23 protein-coding genes and 1 pseudogene are annotated in these 24,179 nt (G+C 43.2%); 14 read left to right on the forward strand and 10 right to left on the reverse strand.

The window, feature by feature from the left end; all coding sequences use genetic code 11:
* Positions 1-81: 81 nt before the first annotated feature.
* From AB1K83_RS02835 to AB1K83_RS02845, 3 genes are read left to right on the forward strand one after another with little or no spacing between them, the layout of a single operon-like run.
* The gene (locus tag AB1K83_RS02835) at positions 82-759 is read left to right on the forward strand and encodes a response regulator transcription factor (RefSeq protein ID WP_413056640.1); all 678 of its coding nucleotides are present in this window, start codon (positions 82-84) and stop codon (positions 757-759) included.
* A 12-nt stretch (positions 760-771) separates the two neighbouring features.
* A complete protein-coding gene (locus AB1K83_RS02840; protein WP_413056641.1) occupies positions 772-1,680 on the forward strand; it encodes a F510_1955 family glycosylhydrolase in 909 nt (302 codons plus the stop codon).
* Positions 1,681-1,698: 18 nt separating this feature from the next.
* Entirely contained in the window at positions 1,699-2,433 is a 735-nt protein-coding gene (locus AB1K83_RS02845; protein ID WP_413056642.1) for a sulfite exporter TauE/SafE family protein, read from the forward strand.
* Positions 2,434-2,682: 249 nt separating this feature from the next.
* Here AB1K83_RS02845 and AB1K83_RS02850 read toward each other — a convergent pair whose 3' ends face one another.
* A complete protein-coding gene (locus AB1K83_RS02850; RefSeq protein WP_413056643.1) occupies positions 2,683-4,788 on the reverse strand; it encodes a copper-translocating P-type ATPase in 2,106 nt (701 codons plus the stop codon).
* Positions 4,789-5,039: 251 nt separating this feature from the next.
* Here AB1K83_RS02850 and AB1K83_RS02855 point away from each other — a divergent pair, with 251 nt between their 5' ends.
* The 5 genes and pseudogenes from AB1K83_RS02855 (at position 5,040) to nhaC (ending at position 10,598) form a co-directional block, all read left to right on the forward strand.
* Complete coding sequence (locus AB1K83_RS02855) at positions 5,040-5,570, forward strand: hypothetical protein (protein WP_413056644.1); 531 nt, start codon at positions 5,040-5,042, stop codon at positions 5,568-5,570.
* Between the two features lie 225 nt (positions 5,571-5,795).
* Positions 5,796-7,283, forward strand: coding sequence for a multicopper oxidase family protein (locus AB1K83_RS02860; protein WP_413056645.1), 1,488 nt, complete (start codon positions 5,796-5,798; stop codon positions 7,281-7,283).
* Positions 7,284-7,411: 128 nt separating this feature from the next.
* A complete protein-coding gene (locus AB1K83_RS02865) occupies positions 7,412-8,494 on the forward strand; it encodes a stage II sporulation protein P (RefSeq protein WP_413056646.1) in 1,083 nt (360 codons plus the stop codon).
* A gap of 314 nt (positions 8,495-8,808) precedes the next feature.
* Positions 8,809-8,898: pseudogene (locus AB1K83_RS02870) on the forward strand (excalibur calcium-binding domain-containing protein); the annotation flags it as partial.
* Positions 8,899-9,218: 320 nt separating this feature from the next.
* Entirely contained in the window at positions 9,219-10,598 is a 1,380-nt protein-coding gene (gene nhaC / locus AB1K83_RS02875; RefSeq protein WP_413056647.1) for a Na+/H+ antiporter NhaC, read from the forward strand.
* A gap of 32 nt (positions 10,599-10,630) precedes the next feature.
* Here the strand turns inward: nhaC and AB1K83_RS02880 are convergent, their stop codons facing one another.
* Entirely contained in the window at positions 10,631-11,179 is a 549-nt protein-coding gene (locus tag AB1K83_RS02880; RefSeq protein WP_413056648.1) for an isoprenylcysteine carboxyl methyltransferase family protein, read from the reverse strand.
* 9 nt (positions 11,180-11,188) lie between these two features.
* Positions 11,189-12,268 carry a type III polyketide synthase gene (locus AB1K83_RS02885; RefSeq protein ID WP_413056649.1) on the reverse strand — a complete coding sequence of 360 codons (1,080 nt, stop codon included), beginning with the start codon at positions 12,266-12,268 and terminating at the stop codon, positions 11,189-11,191.
* A gap of 207 nt (positions 12,269-12,475) precedes the next feature.
* Between AB1K83_RS02885 and AB1K83_RS02890 the strand changes: the two genes are divergently transcribed.
* Positions 12,476-12,775 (forward strand): hypothetical protein, encoded by a 300-nt coding sequence (locus AB1K83_RS02890; RefSeq protein ID WP_413056650.1) that lies wholly within the window; start codon positions 12,476-12,478, stop codon positions 12,773-12,775.
* A gap of 280 nt (positions 12,776-13,055) precedes the next feature.
* Here AB1K83_RS02890 and AB1K83_RS02895 read toward each other — a convergent pair whose 3' ends face one another.
* Complete coding sequence (locus tag AB1K83_RS02895) at positions 13,056-13,511, reverse strand: YaiI/YqxD family protein (RefSeq protein ID WP_413056651.1); 456 nt, start codon at positions 13,509-13,511, stop codon at positions 13,056-13,058.
* A gap of 133 nt (positions 13,512-13,644) precedes the next feature.
* Between AB1K83_RS02895 and AB1K83_RS02900 the strand changes: the two genes are divergently transcribed.
* Positions 13,645-13,881, forward strand: coding sequence for a hypothetical protein (locus tag AB1K83_RS02900; RefSeq protein ID WP_413056652.1), 237 nt, complete (start codon positions 13,645-13,647; stop codon positions 13,879-13,881).
* A 23-nt stretch (positions 13,882-13,904) separates the two neighbouring features.
* Here the strand turns inward: AB1K83_RS02900 and AB1K83_RS02905 are convergent, their stop codons facing one another.
* The 6 genes from AB1K83_RS02905 to AB1K83_RS02930 form a co-directional block, all read right to left on the reverse strand.
* A complete protein-coding gene (locus tag AB1K83_RS02905) occupies positions 13,905-14,816 on the reverse strand; it encodes a DUF4097 family beta strand repeat-containing protein (protein ID WP_413056653.1) in 912 nt (303 codons plus the stop codon).
* Positions 14,806-15,369 carry a DUF1700 domain-containing protein gene (locus AB1K83_RS02910; protein WP_413056654.1) on the reverse strand — a complete coding sequence of 188 codons (564 nt, stop codon included), beginning with the start codon at positions 15,367-15,369 and terminating at the stop codon, positions 14,806-14,808. The genes AB1K83_RS02905 and AB1K83_RS02910 overlap by 11 nt, the downstream gene beginning before the upstream one ends.
* Before the next feature lie 31 nt (positions 15,370-15,400).
* Entirely contained in the window at positions 15,401-16,423 is a 1,023-nt protein-coding gene (locus AB1K83_RS02915; RefSeq protein ID WP_413056655.1) for a DUF4097 family beta strand repeat-containing protein, read from the reverse strand.
* Positions 16,416-16,739, reverse strand: coding sequence for a PadR family transcriptional regulator (locus AB1K83_RS02920; RefSeq protein ID WP_413056656.1), 324 nt, complete (start codon positions 16,737-16,739; stop codon positions 16,416-16,418). Before AB1K83_RS02920 ends, AB1K83_RS02915 begins: the two co-directional genes overlap by 8 nt.
* Positions 16,740-17,193: 454 nt before the next feature.
* Positions 17,194-18,114: a DUF1259 domain-containing protein gene (locus AB1K83_RS02925; RefSeq protein ID WP_413056657.1), complete on the reverse strand. Its 921-nt coding sequence runs from the start codon at positions 18,112-18,114 to the stop codon at positions 17,194-17,196.
* Between the two features lie 213 nt (positions 18,115-18,327).
* Complete coding sequence (locus AB1K83_RS02930) at positions 18,328-19,008, reverse strand: DNA alkylation repair protein (protein ID WP_413056658.1); 681 nt, start codon at positions 19,006-19,008, stop codon at positions 18,328-18,330.
* A 113-nt stretch (positions 19,009-19,121) separates the two neighbouring features.
* On the opposite strand from AB1K83_RS02930, the gene AB1K83_RS02935 reads away from it, so the two are divergent.
* The 4 genes from AB1K83_RS02935 (at position 19,122) to AB1K83_RS02950 (ending at position 24,117) form a co-directional block, all read left to right on the forward strand.
* Complete coding sequence (locus AB1K83_RS02935) at positions 19,122-19,280, forward strand: hypothetical protein (RefSeq protein ID WP_413056659.1); 159 nt, start codon at positions 19,122-19,124, stop codon at positions 19,278-19,280.
* A gap of 56 nt (positions 19,281-19,336) precedes the next feature.
* On the forward strand, positions 19,337-20,716 hold the full coding sequence (locus tag AB1K83_RS02940) for a leucyl aminopeptidase family protein (RefSeq protein ID WP_413056660.1): 1,380 nt from the start codon (positions 19,337-19,339) through the stop codon (positions 20,714-20,716).
* 254 nt (positions 20,717-20,970) lie between these two features.
* Positions 20,971-22,338 carry a putative bifunctional diguanylate cyclase/phosphodiesterase gene (locus AB1K83_RS02945; RefSeq protein WP_413056661.1) on the forward strand — a complete coding sequence of 456 codons (1,368 nt, stop codon included), beginning with the start codon at positions 20,971-20,973 and terminating at the stop codon, positions 22,336-22,338.
* Between the two features lie 36 nt (positions 22,339-22,374).
* Entirely contained in the window at positions 22,375-24,117 is a 1,743-nt protein-coding gene (locus tag AB1K83_RS02950) for a methyl-accepting chemotaxis protein (RefSeq protein WP_413057070.1), read from the forward strand.
* Positions 24,118-24,179: the final 62 nt, after the last annotated feature.

Genomic DNA, 24,179 nt, shown 5'->3' on the forward strand with positions numbered 1-24,179 from the left:
ACAGAAATCCCTACTTCTAAAAGTGGAGGGATGAATGCGAAAAACATAGGCGTAATTGATTGAGGGAGGGCCTAGGGTAATATGCGGACAATCTTATTAGTTGATGATGAGCAAAGGATGTTGGATCTTATTGAACTATTTTTAATTCCGCAGGGTTTCACTTGCATCAAAGAGACCAGCGGGAAAAAAGCGATAGAAATAATAAAAAAAGAAAAGGTCAGTCTAGTTCTATTGGATGTTATGATGCCAGATATGAATGGATGGGAAGTGTGTGAAAAAATCCGTGAGTTTTCGGAGGTTCCAATCATCATGCTTACGGCTAGAGCCGAGAAGCCTGATTTAGTGAAAGGATTGGATACGGGAGCAGATGATTATATCACGAAACCTTTTGATGAGAGAGAGCTAACAGCAAGGGTAAATGCACTTTTGCGCCGTGTCCCAGCTGAAGAAAAAGAGTTAAGTTTAATTGTTAACGGTGATTTTACACTGAATCGAGAAACGTATTCACTACAATGTAAAGATTTAAAAGTACAGTTGACGCTAAAAGAATTTTGCATTATTGAAGCGATGATTACTCGTCCCCAAAAGACTTTCACTCGGGAAGAGTTATTACAAGCTGCTTGGGATTATAACACATATACAGATATACGAACCGTAGACTCACATATAAGAAATTTAAGAGATAAATTAAAGACTACCGGTTTCCCTATTGAAGAATTTCTAAAGACAGTATGGGGAATTGGATATAAATGGAGTTAAAGGAGAATTGTTATGAAGATAATCATAGGGTTAATGTCATTGGTCATCATCATGTCCGCTTGTAACAAAGAAAGTGAAACCTATTCATTTGAAAAAGTTAAAAATAATAAATTTGAACATTTACACGGATTAGGATATACAAATGGCGGACCAGGAATTGTAATTGCAACGCATGATGGATTATATAAGTATGACGATCAAGAATGGAAAGAAGCAACTAGTGAGAAGCATGATTATATGGGGTTCCAAGCAATTCGTGAAGGATTTTTCTCAAGCGGCCACCCCGAACCGGGATCCGACTATAAAAATCCGCTTGGCCTTATAAAAAGTACAGATAGTGGTGCCAGCTTTGATAAATTGGCATTCTATGGAGAAATTGATTTCCATTACCTGGGGGTGGGTTATGATTCAAATGTTATCTATGTAATAAATGAAATGCCTACCAATGATATGCCTAGGGGCTTTCATTATACAGTGGACGAGGGGTCAACTTGGAATAAGGCTTCTATGAATGGATTCAATTCAGATTTCGTCTCGAACTTGGCTGCTCATCCGACACAGAAAAAGATGATTGCCATTGGTAGTAAAGAAGGAATCTATTTATCAAAGGACTATGGTGAAAACTTTGAAGCATTCAACGATACAAAAATGGTTCTTTATGTGACATTGACTGAAGATGGAGGGTATTATTCGAGCTTTGAAAATGAAACAGTTCAACTCAAGTCCTTTACATTTGAAAATGATCAAGAAAAGGATATTCAGCTACCGAACGAGAAAGTTGATCCAATCGTATTCATAGCAGTAAATCCAGAAAATAATAAAGAAATAGTCTTCGCAACCTATACAAATGATATATATTTAACGAAAGATGAAGGGCTCAATTGGGTTAGACTTGCAAAGAATGGTGAATTAGTGAAGTGAAACTGGGCGGTGTCATAAATGTATGGATGGATGTCTAAAATCAGTACAACAATTACTGAACCTGTTACTATCCTGATAAATTCATTTAACCAGCATCCACTGATGGTCGCGTTCCTACTTGGCTTGGTCGGGGCTGTTGCGCCCTGCCAGCTTACAGGGAATATGAGTGCAATTACTTTATATGGGAATCGTACAATTCAAAAGAAGAGTGACATAGGAGAAATTGTATCCTTTATTGCGGGTAAAGTGGCAGTATTCAGCTTGCTCGGATTATTAACGTGGTCTTTTGGGGAATCTTTTGAAACAGCTCTGACAGAATATTTTCCGTTTTTCCGTAAAGCGATAGGTCCACTTATTATCATGACTGGACTTGTTTTGTTGGGCATTCTGAAGCTACGATTCCTCTATCGTATAACAGGGCGTATTCCTATGCAGCTGCGAGATGGAAAGCTTGGCTCGTTTATACTGGGAGCAAGTTTCTCACTTGCATTTTGTCCAACAATGTTTGTGCTTTTTTTTCTTTGGTTAATGCCTCTGGTTGCAACTACATCTTACGGTTTTATTTTGCCCGTTGTTTTTGGAGTAGCTACTTCGCTTCCGCTGATTCTTCTTTTTCTATTCATATGGTTCTTTGATGGAAAGCGACTTATTATGAAGACAAGCATGAAGACAGGAAGAGTTGTACAACGCTTGGCGGGTACTACTCTTGTTTTTATCGGAATAGTGGATACGATCACTTACTGGGAATTTTAGTATATAAATCATTATTCAACAGAGGATCAAAATGGAATACATTGTCCGTTTGGATTGTACAACTCAAGTCTTACAAAACGCGGTAATAAAAATGAATAGAGAAAGTCTGAGGACAACGTGACTATTTCAAAAGGGATACCAGATTATCAATAGCTTTTAAAAAATTATATAGAAATCGTAAAAAAACTCCATGAGGAATTATCTTCATGGAGTTTTATGTGGATAAAGCTCATCAAATCATATCATACATCAAAGCTTCAGTAATCGCGCGTTAATTGCTACGATTATAGTGCTTAGTGACATTAATATAGCACCTACTGCCGGACTAAGAACAATGCCGAAGTTATATAAAGCTCCCGCAGCCAGTGGAAGAGCGAGAATATTATAGCCAGCAGCCCACCATAAGTTTTGCGTCATTTTACGATAGGTAGCCCTCGAAAGTTTAATAATATTGACAACATCGAGAGGATTACTTTTGACAAGAACAACATCAGCTGTTTCGATGGCTACGTCGGTCCCAGCACCGACAGCAATGCCAAGATCTGCTTTTGCAAGAGCAGGGGCATCGTTTACTCCGTCCCCAGTCATCGCGGTGCGAAGCCGTTCCACTTGTTGGATATGCTCAATCTTTTCGGACTTCTCATGTGGAAGGACTTCAGCAAAAATTTCTTCCATTTTAAGTTGTTCACCTATATAATGCGCCACTTTTACATTATCACCAGTCAGCATGATAGACTTTATATTCATTTCTTTTAACTGATTAATAGCATCTATCGCTGTTTCACGTACGATGTCCGCAAGAGCAATCATTCCTGCGAAAACTCCGTCGATCAGCGTGAAGACGACAGTTTTCCCTTCTGCGGACCATTTATTAAATTGAACGACATCAAATTGAAGGTTCTGCTCCTTCACATAGCCCGGACTGACAACCAGGACCTGTCTTCCATTCACGGTTCCTTCCAAGCCTTTTCCGGTCAATGATTGGAATTTCTCTACTCTTTGAAGAGGGATACCCATTTCTTCAGCTTTCCTAGTTACACCTTTTGCAAGAGGGTGTTGTGATTGTGCCTCAACCGCGGCTGCATAGGAAATGACATCTTCTTCACTGAAATCTGTAGATGTGTAGATATTCGTTACACCAAATTCACCTTTCGTTAGTGTCCCTGTTTTGTCGAAAACGACTGCTTCAATATTTCGTGCGCCTTCAAAAGCTGCCCGATTTCGTATGAGAAGGCCATTTTTAGCCGCAATGGACGTTGAAACGGCAACAACTAATGGGGCCGCTAGCCCTAAAGCATGGGGACATGCAATAATCAGAACTGTTACCATTCTCTCCATCGCAAATGCAACCGGATAACCTAGTGCAGTCCAGATGAAGAAAGTGATCAGACCTGCTGCCAGTGCCCCATAAAACAGCCACTTTGCAGCCCGGTTGGCAAGGTCTTGTGCCTTTGATTTCGACTCCTGTGCTTCTTTAACTAAAGTAATAACTTGAGATAAATACGTTTCACTACCTGTTTTCATAACGGAAATGACTAGTGATCCTTCACCATTAATGGATCCACCGATCGCCTCTAACCCTGCTTCTTTTTCTACAGGAACTGATTCACCAGTAAGCATTGATTCGTCAACTGTGGATTTACCTTCAAGTATCAACCCATCTACAGGAACTTTTTCGCCTGGTTTGACGAGGACATGATCTCCTTGTTGTAACTCGGTGACGTCCACTTCTTTAATATTTCCGTTGTCGTCGATGAGATGCGCTTCAGAAGGCATTAATTTGGCTAGCTCTTCCAAAGCTTTCGAAGCACCCATGACAGAACGCATTTCAATCCAGTGACCAAGTAGCATAATATCAACTAGCGTAGCCAATTCCCAGAAGAAATCATTTTCTGCATAGCCAAAAACAGCCGCTGTGCTATACACATACGCCACGGTAATGGCCAATGAAATGAGCGTCATCATTCCGGGGGCTCTATCTTTCAGTTCATCCTTTGTCCCTGCAAGAAAAGGCCAGCCCCCATAAAAGAATACAAAGGTAGAGAGAACAAAGAGAATATAATTATCCCCTGTAAAACGCCAATCAACGCCAAGGAACATTTGAATCATCGGTGAAAGAATCAAAATAGGAATTGTAACAATTAGTGATATGTAAAATCGCTTCTTGAAATCCTCGACCATATGCGCATGGTGATCGTGGTGTCCGTGATGATGTTCATGAGAATGTTGTGCACCGTGATTATGATGATCGTGATGGCCATGCCCTTCATGGGAATGCTTATCATCGTGATTAGGATGTCTTGAATTTTCATGATGATTTTCAGGACCATGGTCATTGTGGTGATGATTTGACATACAAAAAACTCCTTTCTAGTTGCTATTTTATGTATATATTTATTATAGCTGTTTAATTTGCAGAAACTAAGCACTATCCAAATTGTTCTTCTAATCTTGTACAAATTAAATAGACAAAATAAATGGGATAAATGAAATATAATATAGCTGTTTCCTTCAAGGCTCTGCACTAAAAGAATGAGGAAACTTTTGGCTCACAATGACGTTACTTTTATTAACAATATCCAAAAACGATAAAGGAAAAGGTGAATATGTCAATTTTATTGGTACTGGGTTCTTTTTTAATAGTTATTTTCTTGCTTAATAAACAAGCTTTTTTCCAGATGACTAGTACAAATACTTTTCTAGTCCAAAAATTGTCGAACGCAAGATGGTTTCACAATCAATGGTACAGTGGTATATTTTTATTTTTCTTAAATGCAATATTGTTTAGTGTTGCAGTGTTACTGATCCTATTATCGGGGAAGCTAACTATTCCATATCTCCATTTGGCAATCATGCTATTGGCAACAATTGTAAGCATCTATTTGTGGTTATCCATTCATCATGCCGAAGAAAAGGGAAAGAGAGAAAGGGTAATTATGAGCGCAATCGGCAGTAGTTTTTATCTTTTACTGTTGGCTGTATTTGTTTATATGATAGTGAATCTTGGGCCTGGAACGCCGGAAAATGATACGTTCATGGCTTTTATAGGATTACTGTTTGCATCATTTGTTTCCTTCATTGCACTCATTACATGCTTTTGCATAACAGGTCTATCAAAAAAGCAATACAAGAATTAAAGATGATTTCCATCATACCAAAAGCTGAGAGCCCTTCATGACTCTATATTGTAGTCATGAAGGGCTCTCATGCTTAATTAGCAACTTTCTGCGGAATTCCTATCAATTATGCAAAATCGATGCATTAATTATGACGATTTTTATACACATCTTTCGCTTGCATATATTTTTCATATTTTCTTGTTACATTAAAAAGTAATATAACAGATTAGAGGGGAATAATTGATGGAAATTAAGATAAAGATTGCCGCTGCGGCAATAAGTTTATTGGTTATTGGTGGTTGTAGCAATAACAATTCGCTATCTGTCGAAGAAATGGATCATGCTTCTATGGATCATTCCAATATGATGTCTGACATGATGGAGGGTCATATGAATCATGATCAGGTGGTCAGTTTAAACAGCTCAACAGGAGAAAATGAATTAAAAATTCCTTCCATCCTTGAACGCGATGATGAGGAAGGAGTGGTCTACACCGTCCGAGCGCAAAAAGGAAAAACTGAAATATTCGATGGTACTGAATCGGTAACGTATGGATACAATGGATCGTTTTTAGGGCCGTTGCTTCGTTTCGAAAAAGGAGAAACAGTTAAAATTAGAACAATAAATGAATTGGATGAGAAAACAACATTTCATTGGCATGGGCTGGAAGTGGCTGGAGATGTAGATGGAGGGCCTCACGATGCCCTTCAACCAGGAGAGGAAAAAGTGATTGAATTCGAAGTGACTCAAGAGGCGTCCACTTTATGGTTCCATCCACATCCTGAAGGCAAAACTGCTGAACAGGTTTATAATGGACTTGCCGGGTTGGTTTATATTAATGATGACAATTCAAAAAGTCTTGGACTACCAGATGATTATGGAAAGAATGACATTCCTTTGATTTTTCAGGATCGGACATTTGATGAAGAGAAACAGTTGAATTATCGTGCAGCTATGAATGATGATGGCACAATTGGTGATACGCTATTGATTAATGGAACTTTGAATCCTAAATTGACTGTAAGTAAGGAGAAAGTCCGTCTCCGTTTATTAAATGGGTCGAATGCAAGAAACTTTACTTTTAAACTGAATACAGGAGATTCCTTTGTTCAAATCGCTACGGACGGTGGTTTCTTGAATGAACCGGTTACGTTAAAAGAAGTGACACTGACGCCTTCCGAGAGAGCGGAAATTATTGTTGATTTTTCACAGCTCAATACAGATAACGACCTGGCGTTAATCAATGAGGATGGTTCAGTTCTTTTACCTTTTGAGATTTCTGATCAAAGCGGAGTAAGTAGTAGGACGCCAGGAAATATGAATGATTTTTCATTGACAAAAGAAGAATTGGAGTTGCCAGTCACAAAGGAAATTGAGCTCTTTGGAATGATGAACATGGTAACGATTAATGGAAAGAAATTTAATCCGGACAGAATTGATTTCACACAACAGCAAGGGGTTACTGAAGTTTGGGAGATTTACAATAAACCGGACATGATGGGCGGGATGATCCATCCCTTCCATATTCACGGAACGCAATTTAAAATTCTCTCTCGGGATGGTGAAGAGCCACCGGAAAATGAACGAGGATGGAAGGACAGCATCTCCATAAAACCAGATGAGAGAGTAAAAATAGCTATACAATTTAAGCATAAGGGAGTATATATGTTCCATTGTCATATTCTCGAACATGAGGACAATGGCATGATGGGGCAGATTAAGGTGGAATAAACTTCACATATACTGTAGAAGTTCGAAGTAGCCAGTGTGGGTTAGATCGCACTGGCTGTTTTTATATATATATAATAAAATAAAAAAATCAATATCACTATGCTTTTTGTAAAGGTGAATCACACACTATGTATACAACCCAAATTAAAGACAAGAAGAAAGACAAAAAGAAACGGTCATTACTACTAATCTTACTTTATATAGCAACTACTCTATTTATTATTTGGTTGCTGATAATCATGTTTATAAAATCTTTTTTTCCGCGAGACATGATAGAAGAAAATGCTTTACCAGAGAAACTATCTGTTATATCTGATTATAAAAGGGATGCGTTGAAGGACTTGTCAGGTTTTCTGAATCCATCAATCAAGATAAATGATTCTCCAAATGATGAGGTATTCAATGAGAAGGGCCAACCAGGAATTCCTTTAGAACAAGCGGATAGAGATGAATTCGAACCTACTTTGAAAGACCTTTTAAATGATGGTAGTTTTGATAAAGAAAGGTTTGACGCGATTTTTGAAAATATGAAATCACCCGTAATTCCGAAAGAACCTTGGCACTCCACTTTTGGCAAGGATGTCATTTATATTTATCATACCCATAGTAGAGAATCTTTTTTACCGTATTTTACAAACACGGATGAACCGGAGGAGGCATATCACTCGAAGGCGAATATCACGTTGATTGGTGGAATGCTTGGTAGAGCACTTGAGAGGAGAGGGATAGGATCGAAAGTGGACTCTACCGATATTGTACAAGAATTAAATTTGAAAGGGTTAGACTATACCAATTCATATCAGGTGTCGGGGGAACGGGTTCGTTCCGCACGTGCTGAAAACAAAGATCTGGAAATTTTCTTGGATATACATCGTGATTCGTTGCGTAAAAATTCTACCACTAAAGTAATAGACGGAGAGAGTTTTGCTCGTCTGTTATTTGTTGTGGGTACGGGACATGAAAACTATGAAAAGAATCTTTCATTTACAGAAGGCTTAGATAAACTTCTGGCCTCTACCTATCCGGGTTTATCGAAAGGGATTCTCAAAAAAGATGGCAGTCAAGGAAATGGAGTCTATAATCAAGATATTTCTCCGAACTCCGTAATAGTAGAAATAGGTGGTGTCGATAATACAGTGGAAGAACTTCATCGGACGACCGAAGCTTTGGCCTTAGTGTTAAGCGATCATTACTGGCATAGGGAAAAGTAATTCGAGTAAAAAATGTAGGCATATTTAACGAGGCTTATCAAAGTTAATATAGAATGGCTAAAATAAGGATTTATTAAGGAGTTTTTTCTTTGATGTTTTAAAACGGCTATAAGGGAAAAATACTACTACCGAAAACATATTGGTAGGAGGTGAATTCATGAATTCGAAAATCTAAGAATGCCTGATATTTGTGGAAAGTGTGCTGAGGCTTGCCATCAACTGACTGCCTAAATATAGCCATTTCTATCGATGTAGCTGTTGAGGAGATTAGTCATCTTCTGTAATAGCTTTTATTACTTGGAACACTTCAAAAGAAGAACGGTGTGAAAAAAGGGCACCCTGCCTATTCGGAAAGAATGGATGGCGATCGGGACGGTATGCTTGCGAATAGATTTTTTGACTAAATCGCTCTCTGCGATTCGTTATGGATCATTACAGTTTCCGAAATTATTCTCATTCGAATTGGAGCTACTCATCCGGACAGAGGTATGATAAAATAAATAAGTTGTTTCGGATTGGATCTTAAGGATTGGATGCCGTTCCGGACGGGTAGGCTATATTTGTCTGCCGGGATATCATAACATTAGCACGCAATTATAGGGCGATGACTAGTTGGAAGTCCGTCATATAGGATAGATTGACAGAAAACTTTTTCATCCCTCTTTTGGGATTGAAAAGGTTTTTTATTTTTTGCATTATTTAAACACACCAGGAGGCTCTCACCATGTTTCAAATAAAATCTATCTTGCGACCATCCTTTGCCGAATCGTTGTTGCTTACCGGACTCATCGTTGCGATGATCAGCGGCAGTATCATTGCTTTCGACGCGGTTCCGCATATCCCCATTTTCTTTTCCATTCTATTGTTGATCGGCTATGGGCTCCTCAAAAAGGTGTCTTTTGCAAAACTGGAAAGAGGATTGGTCGAGGGAGCAAGTGCGGGAATGGGCGCGGTCTTCCTATTTTTCTTTATCGGCATTCTGATCAGCAGTTGGATGATGAGCGGAACGATTCCGACATTGATCTACATAGGCTTCACCTTAATCACCCCTGCTTTTTTCTTTGCGATCGTTTTTGTTGTAACGTCTATTGTAGGTCTGGCCGTCGGCAGTTCTTTGACAACGGTTGCAACCGTTGGAGTAGCATTTATTAGCATAGCAGATGTGATGGACCTATCTTTGCCGATTGTGGCGGGAGCGATTGTGTCCGGCGCATTCTTTGGCGATAAAATGTCCCCTCTGTCGGATACGACGAATCTTGCTTCGTCAATTGTGGGCGTAGACTTGTTCGAACATATTCGGAATATGGGTTGGACAACGGTTCCGGCGTTTTTCATTTCCCTCCTCTTCTTTGGCCTGCTGTCGCCTCGGATGGAGGGGTTCGACTTAGCGAGAATAGCTGATTTTCAAGTAGGTTTATCAGAAACAGGCCTGATTCATTGGTATACGTTGATTCCGCTCATTGTCCTTTTTGCAATGACGTTAGGCAAAGTGCCGGCCTTGTTGACGTTGGCAGCGAGTTCCTTGTCCGCCATCCTACTCTCGTTTATCCACCAATCGAGTAGTTTGACTACTTTATTCAGTTTTTTATTCAAAGGATATGTATCAAATACGGGATTCGAGGACATCGATGTGCTGCTCACGCGGGGCGGGATGGAGAGCATGATGTTCACCGTCGCCTTGGTGTTGCTAGCGTTGAGCATGGGCGGGCTGTTATTTACGCTCGGGATTGTCCAATGCTTGCTTGATAAATTGGAAGGTGCTTTGAAACGGGCCTCCTCGGTCATCACTTCTTCGGCACTGACGGCAATCAGCATCAATGTATTGATCGGAGAGCAGTACTTGTCGATTTTATTGACAGGCCAAGCGTTCCGGTCCCAGTTTGAAAAAATCGGGTTGAAAAGCAAAAACTTGAGCAGGGTGATGGAAGATGCCGGAACGGTCGTCAATCCGTTGGTCCCTTGGAGCGTGTGCGGGATTTTCATTACGAAAGTGCTCGGCGTTGCGACGGTTGCCTATTTTCCTTTCGCCGTCTTCTGTTTGCTGTCTCCTGTCTTGACGATCCTATTCGGCTTGATGGGCAGGACGTTGACGTATGATAAATGAAAGAAGCTTCCCTCTCGCCAGGGAAGCTTCTCTTATTTGACAGGATGATTTTTTAATGAATATCTTTCTCCATAATTCGTTGCCTCCCTCAATGCTCTTTCTTCGGCCGGTATTCGGGCAGACAGCATCCATAGGTTGAGCAGGGAATAGACGAATGCCGTGAAATAGGCACCGAATAATAGAGGTAGGACAAGAATTTCAACGGACACGACGACATAATTGGGGTGGCGAAACCATTTGTATGGCCCTTTCCGTACAACTTCGGCTCCGGGTAAGACAAGGATTTTGGTGTTCCAGTATTTCCCTAAGGAAGACAGACACCATAACCGCATGATTTGTGCCAGTAAAAAAATTGCAAAGAGAATAGGCCATAGAGGGGAAAGCGGGCGATCGAGCAGCGCGACTTCCATAATGAGCGAAACAAAAAAAGCGACGTGCATCATGACCATGAATGGATAATGCTCTGCGCCAGCCTCGAACGCTCCCTGGCTCCGCATCCACTTCTCATTGCGTTTCGCGACGGCCAGTTCGACGATCCGCTGGATGATGACAATTGAAATGATGACAGTAAAGAATAGCACCCTTTCACCTCATTCCCATTTCACTAGCAATAATTCCCCGCAGAAACCGGGCCCCAAAGCTGCCATCAACCCGTATTCGTCCCGTGCTGGCTCTTGCTGCATGAACCGTTCCAATACATAAAGGATGGTCGGGGAGGACATGTTCCCGTTTTCCCTCAAAATCTCCCTTGACACATTGGTTTTGGTTGAATCAAATCCCAATGCTTCCTCATACGCCTGCAACACTTTCTTGCCGCCCGGATGAGCGATAAAATGTGCAATATCTTCCTTCGTTAACCCTTGCTCCTCCAGAAATTCATGCACAAACGGACCGAGCCATGTCGTAATGATGGCGGGGATACTTTTGGAGAAAATGACATACAGTCCATTGCTTTTAACATCCCAACCCATCACATCTTCCGAATCGGGCTTCAGTTTGGAAGTGGTATTCAGTATCGAAGGCATCGGACTTAAGGCGCGGACGGGGGATCGATCACCCGAAACGAGGGCACAGGCAACCCCGTCTGAAAATAAAGAAACACCGACCAAATTACTTTTGGAATAATCGTCTTTTTGGAAAGTCAAACTGCATAGTTCAATGGAGAGGACGAGCACGTTGGCATCCGGGAAAGCGAGGCAATATTCATTTGCCCGGCTTAAACCGGCAGCTCCGCCCGCACACCCGAGACCCCAAATAGGGATGCGTTTCGTATCATCACGAAAGGGGAGCCTATTCATAATCCGCGCTTCGATGCTCGGCGTAGCTAAACCGCTGCTGGAAATGAAAAAAATGGCATCCACTGCATCAGGGCTGAGCGGTTCCTCGAGCCACCCTTCCCCATTCAGGCAATCTTTCACGACCTGGACGCCGTATTCCACGGCATGCTCAATGTAATGCTGATTCCGTTCCTCGAAATCATGCGTTTTCCCATACCATTCCAATGGCATGCAGACATGCCGCTTCTCGATATCCCCATTTTGAAAGACGGTTAGGAGCCGATCGATATCTTTAAATCTCTTGCTGAATAAAGAGCGTGTTAATTCGGCAGCTTCGTCCTGTGTCACTTCATATGGGGGTTGCAATGTACTAATAGAAAGTATTTTCGGCATAAAACCCCACCAACCTCCTGCTTGCTTGTTATCGTTCCTATTTCCTCGGATTGGATTGTGTAAACATAGAGCGTGTCTGTGGTGAAATAGTTCCTTGATTAAATTCAATGAGATGGACTTCTATTTTTGAAGTTTTTCCCTTTCATAATCGGGTAGATATAGGTAAGATTGTACATACCAGATCTGAAAAGGAAGGAGTGCGGGTATATGGAGTTGATTCCCACACCATTAAAATGGGTTGAAAAAGCAAAGCATGTGGAAAAAGTTGTTGCCTTGCCAAACGCAGCCATCATGAACATCCAACTGAAAGCGGGTGAAGAAGTGGCCGAACACCATTCCAACCGGGAAGTGATCATCGTCGTCCGAAAAGGGATCGTCCGCTTTGAGGTGGAGGGCAATGAAGTGTTCGTCTCTCCGGAAAACCTCCTCCATATGGCGCCGTTTGAGAAGCATAGTCTGCGCGCTATCGAAGATGCCGATCTTCTTGTTATCCAAGTGGAACCTTGATTAGTTTAGTATATGATTTTCCATTTTGACATATGAAAAGCCTGCCGATGGAAGGCAGGCTTTTAGCGTATGGAGGGATGACAGGGGGCGTGATACAGGGAATGCTCCCGGTCGGGCGGGTCGCTCATATTTCCGTACAAGCGCTTATTACTCCTGTCCTGTGCTCATATATCCGTACAAGCGCTTATAACTTCGTGCCCGCACTCATACTTCCCCCCAAAGCGCTTATATTTCCCGTGTTGCGCTCATAACTATCAACAAGCGCTGATAACCCCGCAATCTATTTCGATTCGATTTCAGTAATTCGTTTGCATAATTCCCTCATGCTTAATTCGAACTTGGCATTGCTTTCTTTGGAGCGTTTCTTAGGGCCGCGTAGCCGACCTCCCGCCATCCGGATTTTTTGGGCGGTGTGGCGTGCGTAAAGCAGCTGGTCGATATTCTCTTCCGTATAAAGTCGGCCATTCTGATCAATCGGATGTCCTTTTTTGGCAAGAACCATGGCCGCCAAGCCATAGTCTTGCGTTACGACAATATCGTTTTTCTGTACACGGTTGACAAGCACGAAGTCGACTGCATCCGCTCCTTTCGAAACGATAATGGTTTCCGCACCGTCCCGATGCATCTCATGGGTTGTGTCACAAATGAGCATGCAGCGGAATCCGAACTGCTTGGCAATGCGAATGGTCTCATCCACAACAGGACAAGCATCCGCATCGATAAGAATTGTCGCCATCCAGCAACCTCCCTCTCTACTGTCTTATGATTAGTATAGCAAACATAGAACGGTTAAAATCACCGCAGGTTTGAATCCTAGCGGGCAAGGGTATAGGTGAGAAAAGTGTGCGAAAAGGAAGGGAGAATGGACATTGTTCGAAAAGCCGGAAGACGTACGGATGACACGGGAAGAGATGGAGCGGTATGGACGAAATATTGATGCACGAAATGCTGCCATTGAGCGGGTGGAAGTAGAGCCGGAGACGGTGGAACTTCCTGCGGATCAAGTGCCGCCTCCTCTTTCGGAGGAAGAAATCAAGCTCCGTGTCGGGGAACAGAATTACATTAATATGAAGGATGGAAAAGAGATGAACTCCATTAATAGTTAAAGAGGATGCGTGGGCATCCTCTTTTATCGTTTCTCCACTTCAATTTTGCCATTTTGGGTGGATAGCTGAATCAAATGTTCCCCAGAACCGTAATTGCCCGCACCGTTCTTTTCACCGAAGACCGTAATAGATCCATTATTGGCATGCGTCTGGATGATTGCGTTTGTAGGCTCACGGTCCGTTTGGATGGAGATGGAACCGTTATTCGTTTTCAAGTCCATGGGATGATTCAGCTCGCTAGCGAGTAGTGAAATCCGGCCATTTTTGGCGGTCCCTGTAATTTGGCCTTCCACGTTTTGTAACTCGATTCTGCCATTATCCGCTTCCAGCGTGACTGTCTCGGCTGCAGTATTCTTCATCGTGATTCGCCCATTATTTGATTTGGCCTGGATGGTGGAACTGATCAGTTGATCGGCACGAATTTGTCCATTCTTTGTATCTGCCGTCAGCCTTTCAGTATCGATGTTTGTCAGATCGACAGAACCGTTTGCTGTTTTAGCTGCAATTTCATGAGCCTGAATCGAATCAATCTTCATTTTTCCATTGCGGCTTTCCATTAGAATCGCGTCATATTTTTTTTCGGGTACATACACTTTGACAGCCGGTGATTTAAAGTTGAAATTAAAATTAAAAAGCTTCTTTTTCTCATCTTCTAAATGGACAATAAGGCGATCACCATTCGTGTCGGCTGAAACTTTATATTTTCCTTGTTGTCCCGAAACCTCTATGCGGGCAGTAGGCTCGTTTGTTGGCAAAAGTTCTGCACTTCCATTGTTTACGGTAACCTGTATTTCTTGGAAATCAGTATTCTCTACTTGTACGACTTCCGTTATCCATTCCGTTTTTTTCATTTTCCCGAATGTGAATGCACTCCCAACTAGACCTACCAGGAGCAGGAACAACGCGATGCGGGAGAGCTCTTTTCTACTCAGCATGACGCAAACCACCTTTTACAAGCCTCATATTAAATTTCAAATATCGGACAAAGCCAATTTGCAAAAATCTAGTGACAGTATACATGCCGATCGCCCCGAACAGACCCAAACCGCATAGTGCGGAGGAGGCAAACACGTCAAACCACTCAAACGTGTCTGGAAAGAGGACATAATTGGCGAGTACGAGAAGCGGCGCGGCGATAAATCCGGCACTGGCCGCCCATCCGCCGATCAACACCCCGACCAGGCCAATAAATGGTCCTAATACAATGATGAGATTAAAAAATCCTAATCCGAGGACGGCCCACATGGCACGGAACACATTGCCAGATGAAATCGTTGTCTCCGCTTTTTCCAGATGATGTGCAGCAAGCAGATCCTTCGCCAATCCTTTCGGTGACCCGAGGGAGGCTGTAATTTCCTCCTCGGTTTTACCATCTATCATCCCATCTGTGAAATATTCCTCCATGTCCTGTAAAATTTCGGCTTGGTCGTGTTCGGGAATCTTGTGAATTAATCGTTTCAGCTCTTGTAAAAATTCATCCTTTTTCATCTTTCCACCCCCGCGTCTCCCGTTATTTAATTCAAACGACTATAATTCGGCCGTTACTCGATTGTAAACGGACTAGATGGTCGCCGGCCCCGAAAATTTTCCGATGAGTCCGTTGCCCGAAAATCTCAATTTTCCCATGATGGGTTCTTGCTTGAATTAAGGCATTCGTTGGCTTGTTCCAAGACTCTACAACAATGCTCCCGTTTTGTGTTTGAAGGTCAATCGGACAATCGATTGTATTGGTCTTCAGAACTAATCTGCCGTTATTCGTCATACCGGTAATGGCCCCTCCGACATGTTCTAGAACGATGCGTCCATTATCCGATTCGGCTGAAACTCTTTCCGCATCTATATTACGCATTTCAACCCTGCCATTATCCGTTTTCGCGCGAACTTCATCAGATTGAATATTGGCGAGCTCAATCCGGCCGTTTCCGCTAACGGCTATAAGCGACGAGGCGGCGGATTCCGACAGATGGATTCGCCCATTTGAGGTTTGCGCGTTTATTTGCTTAATTAATAATTTTTCTCCGGTGATGCGCCCGTTTTCAGTTTTCATCATGATGGATTGGTATATTTTTTGAGGGATCTTGACGTGAAGATGGACCGGTTTAAAAGGGAATAAGAACATCCAACGTCGCCTGTTTTTTAGTCGGACACGCAAGGTTTCTCCATGCACTTCTGCGGATAGAAAAAGCTTTTCGGAAGCACCGATCAATTCTATAGTCGTAATAGAACTGTCCGTCGGCATAACATGAAGGGAACCGTGTTGAATTTGAATATCCGCTTTTGAAAAGCGATCGTCTGAAATGGAGATGACTTCTGTAGTCGGATCTGAGAGTCTCTCTGTTTCACTCAATGGGTAATGGGCTAGCAGTTCTTTCGCAATTTCTTGGGGGGAACCAAGCGAATCGGCAAGTTCCTCGTCTGTTTTTCCATCTTCGCGCCCCTCCGTAAAATATTCGCGGATATCCTGGACGATATCATCGCGTTCTTCGACGGGTAAAGGCTTCAATGCAGCTTCCAATCGGGAAATGAATTCGTTCTCAGTCATTTCGGACACTCTCCTTAATCAAGTTATTAACACCTGCCGTGAAGCTGCGCCACTCTTCCAGTTGTTCTTGTAAATAGGCACGGCCCGTCTCGGTCAATTTGTAATATTTTCGAGGAGGCCCTTCAGAAGATTCCTGTAAATAAGTTGTAAAATAGCCATCTTTAGTTAAACGGCGCAACAAAGGATAAACTGATCCTTCAGATATGGAAATCTGATCTGAAATTTTCTGGACGAGCTCATATCCATATCGGTCTTCTTTGTCCAGAAGGACGAGCACACATAGATTCAGTACGCCTTTTTTAAATTGCACGTTCACCTACTGCACGCTCCTTTCACTACTAATCAATATGCAATAGCGTTCGATGTTTGGTAGCAATTAACCACAATATACCATGTGGTACTATTCTATGCAAGGTACTGTTTTAGGTAGAATAACTCAAAAATATCTTATTGATGCTAAGAAGCTCCATTGGGTCTGAATGGATCCCTACGTACCTTAATATATTCACTTATTTTTGAATCAAAGGTAGATGGAGCACTGGAAAGGAAAAATGAAGAAGATCATTTATGTATTTCGGGTTAATGGCGAGTATTCAATAATCGGGTAGATGAAAACTTGAAAGAAGCCAAAGGAATCAACGAAGGAGAGTTGTCATTCCCTTGGCTTCTCTGTGTTAGATAGGGGTGAATTATGCGGTGCGAGACCATTGCAGGACAAGCTGGACTGGAAGTTAATCTTCATTCGTTCGGGTCTTATGATAAAGACACTGCTATCTTCTCACCCTAACTTCTCTAGAAGTTAGCACACTTAACGCATCCCGCGTTTTCCGTGCAAAGGAAAGTGGTCTATCAATCGATTCCCAATGCATGAACATGAGCCTTGGATTTTCAAATAACCAATGATTATGAACAGCTGTCACGATAATCCCATGTTGACGAAGTTTACTTATAAAAGGATTAATCTCTTCCTCAAGAATAACTGTTTCTCCACTACACAATGCAAGACCGTCATCGGTCATTGATTCAAAAGTAAACATCTGCGGAATCAGGAGAAAAGATCGACCATTTCTACCGAGAACTTCAGGTTTAATATTAAGACGGGATTTCATCACGATACATTGTTCATTCTCAAAGGTATGCATCTCTCCGTCTAAAATTCGGTTGAATTCATCGCAAATATCGGATTCATTAAAATGATGATCTCTTATGCGGAAATCAAAGTTTCTTGACCTATGATCATCCTTATCATGATGAAAACTTGATTTACCAAAGACATCGCGTGTAACCAAGACTTTCATGGCATCTCGAACTTTTCTGGCAAAAGAAAGTGGACGATCAATAGATTCAAAATGCATATACATCAGGCGTGGTGAGTCAAAGAGCCAATGGTTGTGAACGGCAGTTACAATAATGCCATGTTCACGAAGCTTACTCATAAATGGGTTAACTTCCTCTTGGAGTAGAACAGTCTCACCTAAACATAGACCTCTGCCATCACTATCGATGTCTTCAAACGAAAAAGCTTGGGGAACAAACATAAAGGAATCCGCATTCCTACCTAATACTACGGGATGTAGATTCGTTCGAGATCGAGTGGCTGTGCAAACCCCGTTGATAACACCGGGAGTGGAGCCAAGGATTCTGGCGAATTCATTACAAAGGTCAGATGGATTTAAATCAATGTCTTTCATTAATACTCCTCCAAAAATTTATTTTTTTGAACAACTTCTGTATCATATGCTTGATCAAATAATCTGAAAGAGATAGACTCCCTAAATTTCTAGTAAACATTACATTTATCTGATACAAATAAGCGTAAAACAATCCCCGCCTATTTGATGGCAGGAATTATTTTACGCTTAACTATTGCAGGCTATTTAAAAACGAAAGTAACAGTTGTATTACTATTTATTAAAGGGGAGGTGTTTCAACGCTTCCCGTGTACTTAACGGTTTTAATGGGTGTTCCGCAACGAAGGTCTGCACCCAGTCCGGATCGGTTTTGGCATACTCTCGTAAGACCCAGCCAATCGCTTTCTGAATGAAAAACTCGCCGGAACCGGAATGCTGCTTAATGATGCTCGACAATAGGGAGGTGTTCATTTCTTTCTTATATTTCAACTGGTGGAGGATGGCTGCGCGGTTCGTCCACATATTATCGCATTGCGACCAGGTCACCATCACTTTTTCCCCTTGTTCGCGATTACGGAGCACAATATGTCCGACTAGCTTCGGGGCAATGGTATCCACGCTATCCCACCAGGACTTGGACTCGATGAATTCTTGTAACTGCTGTAAATCATCAATTGTCAAATGCTTTTTCATTTTTTCCAATAAAGCGATGGCAGCATATTGGTATTCCCTTTCTGGCAGCCTGAATAGTTTCCACGCCTCTTCGAAGAGTTGTTCCGGTTCCGGCAACTCATACTCTTTAAATTGCTCTTTTAGTAATTGTTGGCGCAACGGGCTTTTGATCCCGAGAAAAGGGAAGTGGCCTTTCATATAGGCAGCCATTGGAACTGCTTGTACTTCGTTGCGGTTCGCTTCAAATCGATCGATGACCCCTTGATGATCCCATTTCTTCATTTGGAATCGACCTCCGTTTTTCATAATTAAGAAAAGTGTACCATACCCGTTCCGAAACTTTCTTAGCGGAAGAACGTAAACGTAGTAGGAAATCAAGTATCGGAGGGATTCGAATGGGTAGTGGAAGTTATGTCGTCGGTTGGGGGACATTGGCGTTGATCAATGCGGGAATTGCCCAAGGGAAAAACCGCATCGGATTGAACTGGTTTCTCTTGTCAATATTCCTAGGTCCAATAGCCACGTTCTTCCTCGTTCTTGCAGAGAAACGATAATCATACGTATGATAAGGTGTGAAGGTCAATTGGACGTATTGTGAGGAGGATATAAATTGTCGAATGTTGTGAAAATCATCTATCAAGACGACGCATTCATAGAGGAGAAGGAGACGGTAAGACAGTTCGTGGCCAATCAGCCTGGCGATCATTGCTCCGTGCTCGTTGAGGATACACATTATGTGATTATGAAGAAGATGGCTAATCCGACTTTGGAAAAAGTCCGCAACTTGGCGGGAAATATATCCAGGAATGTGAGTGCTGCCAAAGCGGCGGCCGCGAAACTGGAGGGAAAATCCTTGGCTGCTTTGTGCCCATCTCGTGAAAAAGGGGAGTTGATCACGGCGTTTGTGGAAGGATGGGAATTGGGGGCCTATCAATTCACCCGCTACCAATCGGATATAACTCCTTACCAAACTTCGCTTGAATTGTCGGGAGAAGCAATTGGACCATACGTGGAAGCGGGTAAACTCCGTGCCGAAGCGGTCGCATTTTCACGTGACTTGATGAATGAAGTGCCGAACGTCCTGAACCCCGAGTCATTCCCCGACGTGCTGCGACTTCACTTTAAAGGAACGGGCGTGGAAGTGGAGGTCTGGGACAAAGAGAAGATTCGCCATGCGGAAATGAATGGCGTCTTGACGGTCTGCCGAGGCAGTAAATATGAACCCCGTTTTGTCGAACTCATTTATCAGGGAGATACTACGAAACCTCTCGTAGCGCTGGTCGGGAAAGGGGTTACATTTGACACGGGTGGCATTAGTTTGAAAAGCGGGAAAGATATTAGCGATATGCGGATGGATATGGGAGGGGCTGCCGCAGTAGCGGGAGCGATGTCCTTACTCGCTAAATCGAAGGCGAAAGTGAATGTCGTGGCGCTGATTCCGATGGTAGAAAATATGCCCGACAACCAATCAGTCTTGCCGGGCGAAGTCATTCATTATAAAAATGGATTGACTGTCCAAGTCGGGAACACGGATGCGGAAGGGCGGCTCATCTTGGCGGATGGGTTGATCCGGGCAGGCGAATGGCAAGCGGAATATATTGTTGACATTGCCACGTTGACAGGCGCCATCGTCAATGCACTCGGCACCGAAATGGGCGGTGTCTTTGGTGACGAGGCGCTGTCCGTGAAAATGAAACAGATCGGGGATAGCAATGGGGATTTCATCTGGCCGATGCCGTTGGTCGAATCTTATGAACAGTCGTTGGCGAGTGATTATGCGGATATGAAGAATATTAGTTCCATGAGCGAAGCTGGCTCAATTACCGCCGCCCTCTTCCTCCGACGTTTTGCACCGAAAGACGCCAAGTGGCTGCACGTCGATATGGCCGGCGTCATGGACAAATCGAAAGCATCTGGCTATTACACGAAATCGGCAACGGGCTACGGGGCACGGCTACTTGCAGATTTTACAACAGAAATCAGCAAATGAAGAAAGGGCATTCCATCGCTGGGTGGAGTGCCCTTTTTGTAATACCCGGAATTCCCTTAAGGTAGGGGATCTCTATAAATTAACGACAAATGAGGAAGATGAACATTAGATGCCTCGTATATTCGAAGGGTGTTTACGGTGTATTCCATAAATCTATAGGGTTTTTCCTTATAGTGAACGAATAGCTTGCTTGCCATAATGAAAACATCAGCAAGAATCGAATGGGAGAAGAGTCAACTGAGGAGTGGTCAAAATTGGGGAACAATGAACAAGTACGCGTTTGGCGGGATCAATCGAAAATTATCCATCATATTTCTTCCGGCATGCCGCTTCACGAGACATTGGATGTCGTGATGACCAGTTTGGAACGTTCATGTGAGCCGCAAGAAATGAGCGGCTCAATCCTGTTGTATAATTCGGAACAGAAATTATTGAATCGGATGATCGCCTCTTCCTTGCCCAAGCACTATACGGAGAGTATTCCAGAAATTAAGGTCGAGTCGGGAAGTCCGTTTGTAAAGCCTACTTTTATAGGCTTGCCTAAAAGCGGGGAAACGGAAAGTATGGATACCCCTTGGAATGTGCTTCATCAGGAGGCCTGCAAGTTGGGATTCCGATCGAGCTGGGTGTTGCCGATCACGTCAGCAAATCGCAGGCTGCTCGGCGTCTTCCTCCTGCATTTCCGGGATACCGTCGGACCAGATGAAGATCTGTTATGTCTAATTAATGTCTACAAAGATTTAGCCTGCATCGCGATTGGGAATGCGCAATGTTGCCAGAATTGGCGATTCGAGCAAAGGATGCCGAATACGGAGCGCTCCGCGGATGCGATCGAATATCAATCGGACCTCGAAATACTTTCCCAGCTGCATGAAGCGTTGGAGAAAGAACAGTTTGAAGTATATTATCAACCCTATTTCGGTTTGGGAAATGGAGGGCTTGGAATGGAGGCGCTCATCCGTTGGAATCATCCGGAAGAAGGCATTTTACCACCTGCCGCATTCCTGGCAGTGGCCGAGGAGTCGGGGTTAATCCTGGACATGGAAACGTGGGTTCTGCGGAAGGCGCTTCATGACGCAGTGCGACTGCAACGTAAAGGGCTTTGCGATTTGCTCCTCTCTGTCAATATTTCGGCACAGCAACTGGATAATCCGGACTTTCCGGGATTGTTGGCGGATCTTTTGCAAGAAGTCTCCTTCCAGCCGGAACAATTGACATTAGAAGTGACGGAGCGGTTCCTGATCAAGAGAAGCACCATCCAGGCCATCGAACGGATCAAACAATTAGGCGTACGCATTTCAATTGATGATTTCGGGACCGCTTATTCTTCCTTGCAATATTTAAAGGATTTGCCGGTCAATGAATTGAAAATCGATCGAGGATTCATTTCGAACATGGAAACGAGTAAAACCAATCAGAAGATTGTAGAAATGATCATCATGCTTGGGCACCAATTGGATTTGACCGTAGTGGCCGAAGGGGTGGAGACGGAGAAGCAGCTTCAGTTATTGTCAGACCTGAAATGCGATAGGGTCCAAGGATTCTATTATAGCAAGCCAATTCCGCTTGCAGCGTTCGAAGAGCTGTACGTCCCTGTACGTAGAGTAGCCCAGGGCATTTAAAGGATTTATTCATCATGGAGGGTATATACATTGAAAGTGAAGTTACGGTCCATTAGGACAAAAATGATTCTATTGACAGCTATACTAGTTTTACTGCCTTGCTTATTCATCGGCTTTTATTCCTACTTTCAAGCAAGTAAATCATTGGCCGGTCTTGGCCGAGATGAGATTAAAGACAAGGTGGAAATAGCGGTATCGACGTTGGGGTTGCTCCAACAACAAGTGGATAAAGGATACATCACGGAGGAGACGGCCCAGCAGATTGCCAAAACGGAGCTGATTGGCCCGTTGGTTGGAGGGGGAAAGAGAAATCTGAACTCTGCGTACCATTTCGGGGAAGAAGGGTATGTAACGATAATTTCCAAAGAAGGGCTGGCGATTGGGCACCCAGCAATTGAGGGAAACGAAGTAATCGATCTAGAAGATGAAAACGGTGTTCACTATATAAAAGACTTTATTGAAAAGGCTGAATCGGGCGGTGGATACACGGAATATATCCATGATGATGCAGAAAAAATCGCTTATTCTGCCGTGTTTGAAGAATGGGGATGGATTCTGTCGGGAAGTGCATATTATAAGGATTTCAATACGTCTGCCAATCAGTTGCTTTATTCTTTATTCATCACCGTAGCACTGACGGCTCTCATCGGATTAGCTATCGTCTTTGGTGTCGTGTCCCGTATGACCAAACCGATCATCACGGTGCGCGACCATATGCTGCAGCTTGCCGAAGGGGATTTGTCGTCAAATGAATTGCAGATCAAGCGAAACGATGAATTGGGAGACCTGGCGCACGGCTTCAACCGCATGCTGACCAACTTAAAAGAAATGGTGACGGGCATTCAAGTGAATGCAGCGGAAGTAGCTGCCACGTCTGAGGAGTTGAGCGCGAGTGCAGAACAGTCCAGCAGTGCAAGCCAGGAGGTGGCTGCTTCCATCCAAGTCATATCGGAAGAGACGGCTGAAACGTTGGAAGGGACACATCATGCAGCCGAGACTATCGAAGCAATAAGCGATGGGATTGAGATGATCACGAATAGTGTGGAAGGTTTATCCGAAACAGCTATCGACACGGAACGTAATGCGCAGGAAGGCTTTCAAATGTTGAATCGCGCGAAAGATCAGATGCAGGCAATCCAAACCTCCCGTGATGACATGTCGACAGTAATCCTATCTTTGGGTGATACATCGAAAGAAATCGGTAGAATCATTTCGCTGATCGATGATGTTTCGAGTCAAACTAACTTACTCGCCTTGAACGCGGCTATTGAAGCTGCACGAGCAGGGGAACATGGGAAAGGATTTGCTGTTGTGGCAGATGAAGTCCGGAAGTTATCCGAGCAATCCCAATACGCAACCAACCAAGTAAGCGAGCTGGTCATGGAGATTCAGCGAAAAGTCGAGCAGACGATCGAAGCCGCCGAGGAAGAAGAAGCTGAAATTATTGAAGGGCAGAAACTGGTCGAATCCGCGAGCCAATCGGTCACCTCGATTCATGCCGGTATTGAAAATGTGGCCAATCAAATTCATACCATTAACGCTTCCATCCAAGAAATCAATGCAGGATCCGAGGAGCTCGTCCGTACGATTCAAAACGCGGAAAAAGTCGCCTTGCAAACAGCAGATCATAGTACGACGGTCGCAGCAGCTGCAGAAGAACAAAGTGCCAGTGTCGAGGAAATCACATCCGCATCTGAATCCTTGGCCAATATGGCAAGCGATCTACAAGAGATTATTGGAAGGTTTAACTTAATTCAGCGGGGGGCATCTACTCCATAAGCGGCGGCAAGAATACTAGATATGCCATAAAAATAATCCACTTTGCACAGTAAATTACAAAT

The sequence above is a fragment of the Sporosarcina sp. 179-K 3D1 HS genome, from assembly GCF_047228905.1.
GTDB lineage: Bacteria > Bacillota > Bacilli > Bacillales_A > Planococcaceae > Sporosarcina.

What these genes read in the sequence shown, in the direction of transcription:
- AB1K83_RS02835 (WP_413056640.1), top strand. Translation starts at nt 82, where the DNA reads ATGCGGACAATCTTATTAGTTGATGATGAGCAAAGGATGTTGGATCTT.
- AB1K83_RS02840 (WP_413056641.1), top strand. Translation starts at nt 772, where the DNA reads ATGAAGATAATCATAGGGTTAATGTCATTGGTCATCATCATGTCCGCT.
- AB1K83_RS02845 (WP_413056642.1), top strand. Translation starts at nt 1,699, where the DNA reads ATGTATGGATGGATGTCTAAAATCAGTACAACAATTACTGAACCTGTT.
- AB1K83_RS02850 (WP_413056643.1), bottom strand. Translation starts at nt 4,788, where the DNA reads ATGTCAAATCATCACCACAATGACCATGGTCCTGAAAATCATCATGAA.
- AB1K83_RS02855 (WP_413056644.1), top strand. Translation starts at nt 5,040, where the DNA reads ATGTCAATTTTATTGGTACTGGGTTCTTTTTTAATAGTTATTTTCTTG.
- AB1K83_RS02860 (WP_413056645.1), top strand. Translation starts at nt 5,796, where the DNA reads ATGGAAATTAAGATAAAGATTGCCGCTGCGGCAATAAGTTTATTGGTT.
- AB1K83_RS02865 (WP_413056646.1), top strand. Translation starts at nt 7,412, where the DNA reads ATGTATACAACCCAAATTAAAGACAAGAAGAAAGACAAAAAGAAACGG.
- nhaC (WP_413056647.1), top strand. Translation starts at nt 9,219, where the DNA reads ATGTTTCAAATAAAATCTATCTTGCGACCATCCTTTGCCGAATCGTTG.
- AB1K83_RS02885 (WP_413056649.1), bottom strand. Translation starts at nt 12,268, where the DNA reads ATGCCGAAAATACTTTCTATTAGTACATTGCAACCCCCATATGAAGTG.
- AB1K83_RS02890 (WP_413056650.1), top strand. Translation starts at nt 12,476, where the DNA reads ATGGAGTTGATTCCCACACCATTAAAATGGGTTGAAAAAGCAAAGCAT.
- AB1K83_RS02895 (WP_413056651.1), bottom strand. Translation starts at nt 13,511, where the DNA reads ATGGCGACAATTCTTATCGATGCGGATGCTTGTCCTGTTGTGGATGAG.
- AB1K83_RS02905 (WP_413056653.1), bottom strand. Translation starts at nt 14,816, where the DNA reads ATGCTGAGTAGAAAAGAGCTCTCCCGCATCGCGTTGTTCCTGCTCCTG.
- AB1K83_RS02910 (WP_413056654.1), bottom strand. Translation starts at nt 15,369, where the DNA reads ATGAAAAAGGATGAATTTTTACAAGAGCTGAAACGATTAATTCACAAG.
- AB1K83_RS02915 (WP_413056655.1), bottom strand. Translation starts at nt 16,423, where the DNA reads ATGACTGAGAACGAATTCATTTCCCGATTGGAAGCTGCATTGAAGCCT.
- AB1K83_RS02925 (WP_413056657.1), bottom strand. Translation starts at nt 18,114, where the DNA reads ATGAAAGACATTGATTTAAATCCATCTGACCTTTGTAATGAATTCGCC.
- AB1K83_RS02930 (WP_413056658.1), bottom strand. Translation starts at nt 19,008, where the DNA reads ATGAAGAAATGGGATCATCAAGGGGTCATCGATCGATTTGAAGCGAAC.
- AB1K83_RS02935 (WP_413056659.1), top strand. Translation starts at nt 19,122, where the DNA reads ATGGGTAGTGGAAGTTATGTCGTCGGTTGGGGGACATTGGCGTTGATC.